The organism is Streptococcus massiliensis DSM 18628, assembly GCF_000380065.1.
Lineage (GTDB): Bacteria > Bacillota > Bacilli > Lactobacillales > Streptococcaceae > Streptococcus > Streptococcus massiliensis.
In genome coordinates this window covers 1-5059 of sequence record NZ_KB904434.1, presented here as the reverse complement: position 1 = coordinate 5059, position 5059 = coordinate 1, and the positions used below count along the sequence as shown (strand labels likewise).

The following is a 5059-nucleotide window of genomic DNA, read 5'->3' as shown; positions in this document are numbered from 1 at the left end:
TCTTTCTGGAAGTCATATTTAGCCATTTGTCCTTGGCAGTGAGGGCATTTAGGAGCGGGATAATCTAGCTTAGCCATGATTTCTTTATGTGTTCCAGCATCTACATAATCTAAAATAGTGATGTTAGGGTCTTTAATTCCGAGTAAGTTTGTGATAAAATTTAATTGTTCCATAAGATTCTTTCTAATGATGGTTTGATCGCTTTTCATTATAGGTCTTATGGGACTTTTTTTCTACAACAAAATAGGCTCCATAATTCCTACAGTGGTTTTACCCACTACAGAAATTATAGAGCCGTTTTTGATTTTTGAAATCATTTCCTCCTAGTGCTATGTTATAATATCATTAGGAGGTTCAACATGAGAGAATTATTTAGTTTTAAAGGAACTTGGCGAACTTATCAGCAGGAAGTCCTCAAACAAAGTCAGGAATTTTTAAAAGATGGGAAATTTCATTTGGTGGCAGCGCCTGCATTACTATCGGTCGCCTTTAAATCAAATAAAGGATCTGGGTCAGGGGCTAAAAAATGCTTTGTCTAAACAAGGATATTTAAGTTCTGAATCTATAGAACATGGGCTACTAAGTGTCTAGAGTCTTGAGAAAGTCAAAAAGTTAAATATTTTAGTACGAGAATATGAGAAATCATGCTCTCGTTTTTTGGGGCTAGAAGAGGTTAACAATTATATCCAAGTTTATCTTAAAGGAGCGAACCAGCGAGAGTCACACCTATTTGCAAATTGCTTAGAGGAATTTTTCTCAGACATTGACAATCAACGCTATATTATAAAACAAGAAAGTGCGCAAGGCACTATCTATTATGCAGTTCCGTCTATTTTTGCAGGCAAAAAGCGAGAAGCTCAACTATTTCTGACCTATATGCAATCTTATTTAGGTAAATCAGAACTGATTTATACTCGAAATGAAGCCGGTCGTAAAGTCTTATTTCAAGCTCGTATGTCAAAGCGAAATCAAGACTTTGCCTTAACCAAAAAGCAAATACGTGTCCGAAAATAAAGTAAAACCAGCAGCGAAGTAGTTGAATTTTTTAGAAAAAAGGCTATAATAAAATAAAACGCTTTCAAAAAGGGATACAGTGGTATGGGGCAAGAAAAATCTGAAATTATAAAGGAAAAGTCTTTGCATTTATTGAAGGAATTGTAAGTTTCTCTCAAGCGAGGACAGACAGAGGCCTATCATGAGCTCAACAGACTTTTAGCTAAGGGAATAGCTGACTTGGAAAAACGAAGCGGTTTAGCTGCTGCGGTTTCTTTTAGTGAGCTTATTGGCTCAATCAAAAAGCATCTTTCAGAGTACCAAATGGTTCTTCTGCCTAGTGAGGAGAAGATGTTGCTAGAGTTCTCAGACTTAAAAGGTCAATTAAATAGTGCTAGCCAGCTTGGTTTTATGTTCTAGTTTTATGCGGAATACCTTTTATTTAGAGCAATCTTTACAGAGTGAAGATTTAGTTATTTTGTGGATAACTGAATCTCACTCTTTTTGTTTGGATTGACATTTACCTACCGCTATGCCAAAAAATTAGATGAAAATTTAAGATATAGTTTTAGACTATAACAAATCCGCTAAAATTCCAATTATACAGGGGGCGATTTTTCTGTTAAGATAAAGGCAAGTAAAATTTGGAGGATGATTATGACAACTACAATTATTGGCTTCCCTCGTTTGGGTGAATTTCGTGAATTGAAGTTCACCACGGAAAAATATTTTAGACATGAAATTTCTGAGGCGGATTTACTAGCAGCGGCAAAAGACTTGCGTGCCAAACACTGGAATATCGTCAAAGAAAAAGGCATTACGGAAATTCCGAGCAACGATTTTTCTCACTATGACAATGTTTTGGACGCGGCTTTCCTTGTGAATGTCATTCCTCAATCGGTACAAAAATTGGATTTGACAGACCTGGAGCGCTACTTTGCCTTGGCGCGCGGTTACCAGGGTGAAAAAGGGGACGTTCGGGCGCTACCGATGAAAAAATGGTTCAATACCAACTACCACTATATCGTTCCAAAATTTGAAAAAGACACGCAAGTCAAGCTGGCTGGTCACAAGATTTTTGACGAATTTGTCGAAGCAAAAGAATTTGGCATCTTGACGCGCCCAGTCGTTGTCGGACCCTTTACCCTGCTTCAATTATCAGACTTTGAAGAAGGCGTGGCATCAAAAGATTTCGTGGACAGCTTGGTTGCTGCTTATCAGGAAGTCTTTGCAAAATTAGCTGAGCTAGGCGCTAAGAAAATCCAGCTGGATGAGCCGAGCTTGGTTAAAGATTTGTCAACCGATGAAAAAGCACTTTTCCTCGACCTTTACAAGAAACTGTTGGCAGACAAGAAGGGTCTGCAAGTGCTTTTGCAAACCTACTTTGGCGATGTGCGTGACATCTATCAAGAATTGACAGAATTGCCTGTGGATGCGCTGGGTCTTGACTTTGTCGAGGGCAAAAAGACGCTGGAGCTAGTCAAATCTGGCTTCCCAGCTGATAAGACCCTCTACGCTGGTATTGTCAATGGGAAAAATATCTGGCGCAACAATTATGAAAAGAGCTTGGCTGTCTTAGAGCAAGTGCCGGCTGAAAACCTTGTTTTGTCAACCTCTTGCTCACTTCTCCATGTGCCGTTCACGACTGCAAATGAAGAATTTGAAGAAGCAATTTTGGAGCACTTTGCTTTTGCGGTTGAAAAATTGGACGAATTGCGTGACTTGGAAGCTATCCGCCAAGGTGAAGACGACTTGCTGGCAGCAAATAAAGCACTTTTTGCTAAAAAACGGGTCGGTCAAAACGAAGAATTGGCGCAGCGTCTGGCAGGCTTGACCGAAAAAGACTATACGCGCTTACCAGCCTTTGCTGAGCGTGAAGAAATTCAACGCCAAGCCCTCAAATTGCCGCTTCTCCCAACTACAACAATCGGTTCTTTCCCACAAACCAAGGAAGTTCGTGCCAAACGCTTGGCCTTCCGCAAGGGCGAATTGTCCCAAGAAGATTATGACAAGTTCTTAGCCGAGCAAATCGATGACTGGATTAAATGGCAAGAAGAAGTTGGCTTTGATGTGCTGGTTCACGGTGAGTTTGAGCGCAACGACATGGTCGAATATTTCGGTCAAAACTTGTCAGGCTATCTCTTTAGCAAAAACGGCTGGGTACAATCCTACGGTATGCGCGGCGTGAAACCGCCAATCATCTGGGGAGATGTTACTCGCCTCAGCCCAATCACGGTCAAATGGTCTAGTTATGCGCAAAGCCGCACAGATAAGCCAGTCAAGGGGATGCTGACAGGACCGGTAACCATTCTCAACTGGTCTTTCCCACGTGAGGATATCTCTATTAAGGACTCAACTCTGCAAATTGCGCTGGCTATTAAGGATGAAGTGCTCGACCTTGAAGCGGCAGGAGTCAAGATTATCCAAATCGATGAGGCTGCTTTGCGTGAGAAATTGCCACTGCGTCGTAGCGACTGGTATGAAGACTATCTCGACTGGGCGATTCCTGCCTTTCGTCTGGTGCATTCTACCGTTGCGCCTGATACGCAAATCCACACGCACATGTGCTACAGCGAATTTACAGATATTATCCCAGCGATTGATAATATGGATGCGGACGTTATCTCCTTTGAGGCTAGCCGTTCAAACCTTGTCATCCTAGACGAGCTCAAGGCTAAAAACTTCCAAACAGAAGTTGGTCCGGGCGTTTACGATATTCACTCACCACGGGTGCCAGCTGAGGGCGAAATCGACCACACGATTGAAGCGATTTTGGCTAAGGTGCCAAGCAATAAAGTCTGGATTAACCCTGACTGTGGTCTCAAAACTCGTGGAATTAAAGAAACCAAAGAAAGCTTGGTTCGCTTGGTTCAAGCGGCGAAAGCAGCAAGAAAGGAATTATAAGCTATGGTCGGTCAAAGTCCGAGCCTCTCATTTGAAGTTTTTCCTCCTAATCCGGCAGTAGGCAATGAAAAAATTTTCCAGACTTTGAAGGAAATGCAAGACCTCGCTCCCCACTTTATCAGTGTGACTGCGAGCAATAATAAATTCAATATTGAGGAGACGACGGTTCGTTTGGCTGACTATATCCATAATGACCTCTCTATCCCGACCATTGCCCACTTGCCAGCGGTTTATCTGACCAAGGATATGGTGTCAAGCATTCTCCAAGCCTTGGATAGGGTGGATGTGCACAAGATTTTGGCGCTGCGCGGGGATATTATTCCTGATGTTGCACCCAAGAATGATTTCCGTTACGCGACGGATTTGATTGAGTTTATCAGGCAAGAAGCGCCGCATTTTGAGCTTATCGGTGCTTGTTACCCAGAGGGGCACCCTGATTCTCCAAATCAAATTTCCGACATTCAGTATTTGAAGAAAAAGGTTGATGCGGGCTGTTCCAGCCTCATTACCCAGCTTTTCTTTGATAATGAGCGTTTTTACGATTTTCAAGATAAGTGCGTCTTGGCGGGGATTGATGTGCCGATTTATGCAGGGATTATGCCCATTATCAACCGAAATCAGGCTCTGCGTCTCTTGAAAACCTGCGAGAATATCCACTTACCGCGCAAGTTCCGAGCAATTTTGAACAAGTACGAGAATGATGCTGCGTCCCTACGGGCAGCAGGGCTGGCCTATGCCATTGACCAAATCGTGGACTTGGTGACTCAAGATACAGATGGTGTACACCTCTACACTATGAACAATGTAGAAACAGCACATCATATTCACCAAGCAACCAAGGATTTGTTTCACAAATCAATCACTTAAACAGTTATTTCCGTGACCCTTCGGGGTTATTTTTATGGCTCTTTGTCAACTGTAGTGGGTTAACGCAAAGTCATACCCTGGAGAGAACCGAATTGGTTCTCTCCTTTTTGATATTTAAAGCGATGAGGATTCTAGTTTTAAAATTGTCAAAGTTCCGAAAGCCGAAAGCATTTCGCTTGATGACTTTGATGAGGTTGTTAGTGGCCTCTAGCTTTGCATTTGAGTAAGGGAGTTCAAGAGCGTTGATAATTTTATCTTTGTCCTTGAGAAAGGTTTTAAAAACAGTCTGAAAGAT

At 42.1% G+C, this 5059-nt stretch carries 6 protein-coding genes and 1 pseudogene; 5 read left to right on the top strand and 2 right to left on the bottom strand.

Annotated elements, in window-relative coordinates; translation table 11 throughout:
• A pseudogene (locus A3I3_RS0109375) lies at positions 1 to 173 on the bottom strand (ISL3 family transposase); the annotation flags it as partial.
• 186 nt (positions 174 to 359) lie between these two features.
• Here A3I3_RS0109375 and A3I3_RS0109365 point away from each other — a divergent pair.
• The 5 genes from A3I3_RS0109365 (at position 360) to metF (ending at position 4764) form a co-directional block, all read left to right on the top strand.
• Positions 360 to 539: a hypothetical protein gene (locus A3I3_RS0109365; RefSeq protein WP_018372437.1), complete on the top strand. Its 180-nt coding sequence runs from the start codon at positions 360 to 362 to the stop codon at positions 537 to 539.
• A gap of 118 nt (positions 540 to 657) precedes the next feature.
• A complete protein-coding gene (locus A3I3_RS0109360) occupies positions 658 to 1014 on the top strand; it encodes a hypothetical protein (protein WP_018372436.1) in 357 nt (118 codons plus the stop codon).
• Positions 1015 to 1233: 219 nt separating this feature from the next.
• Positions 1234 to 1413, top strand: a complete 180-nt coding sequence (locus A3I3_RS0109355) for a hypothetical protein (RefSeq protein WP_018372435.1) — start codon at positions 1234 to 1236, stop codon at positions 1411 to 1413.
• A gap of 237 nt (positions 1414 to 1650) precedes the next feature.
• Complete coding sequence (gene metE, locus A3I3_RS0109350; protein WP_018372434.1) at positions 1651 to 3897, top strand: 5-methyltetrahydropteroyltriglutamate--homocysteine S-methyltransferase; 2247 nt, start codon at positions 1651 to 1653, stop codon at positions 3895 to 3897.
• A 3-nt stretch (positions 3898 to 3900) separates the two neighbouring features.
• Positions 3901 to 4764 carry a methylenetetrahydrofolate reductase [NAD(P)H] gene (metF, locus tag A3I3_RS0109345; protein ID WP_018372433.1) on the top strand — a complete coding sequence of 288 codons (864 nt, stop codon included), beginning with the start codon at positions 3901 to 3903 and terminating at the stop codon, positions 4762 to 4764.
• Between the two features lie 70 nt (positions 4765 to 4834).
• On the opposite strand, the gene A3I3_RS0109340 is transcribed toward metF, so the two are convergent.
• The coding region (locus tag A3I3_RS0109340) for an ISL3 family transposase (protein ID WP_018371529.1) at positions 4835 to 5059 on the bottom strand (225 nt) is incomplete at its 5' end.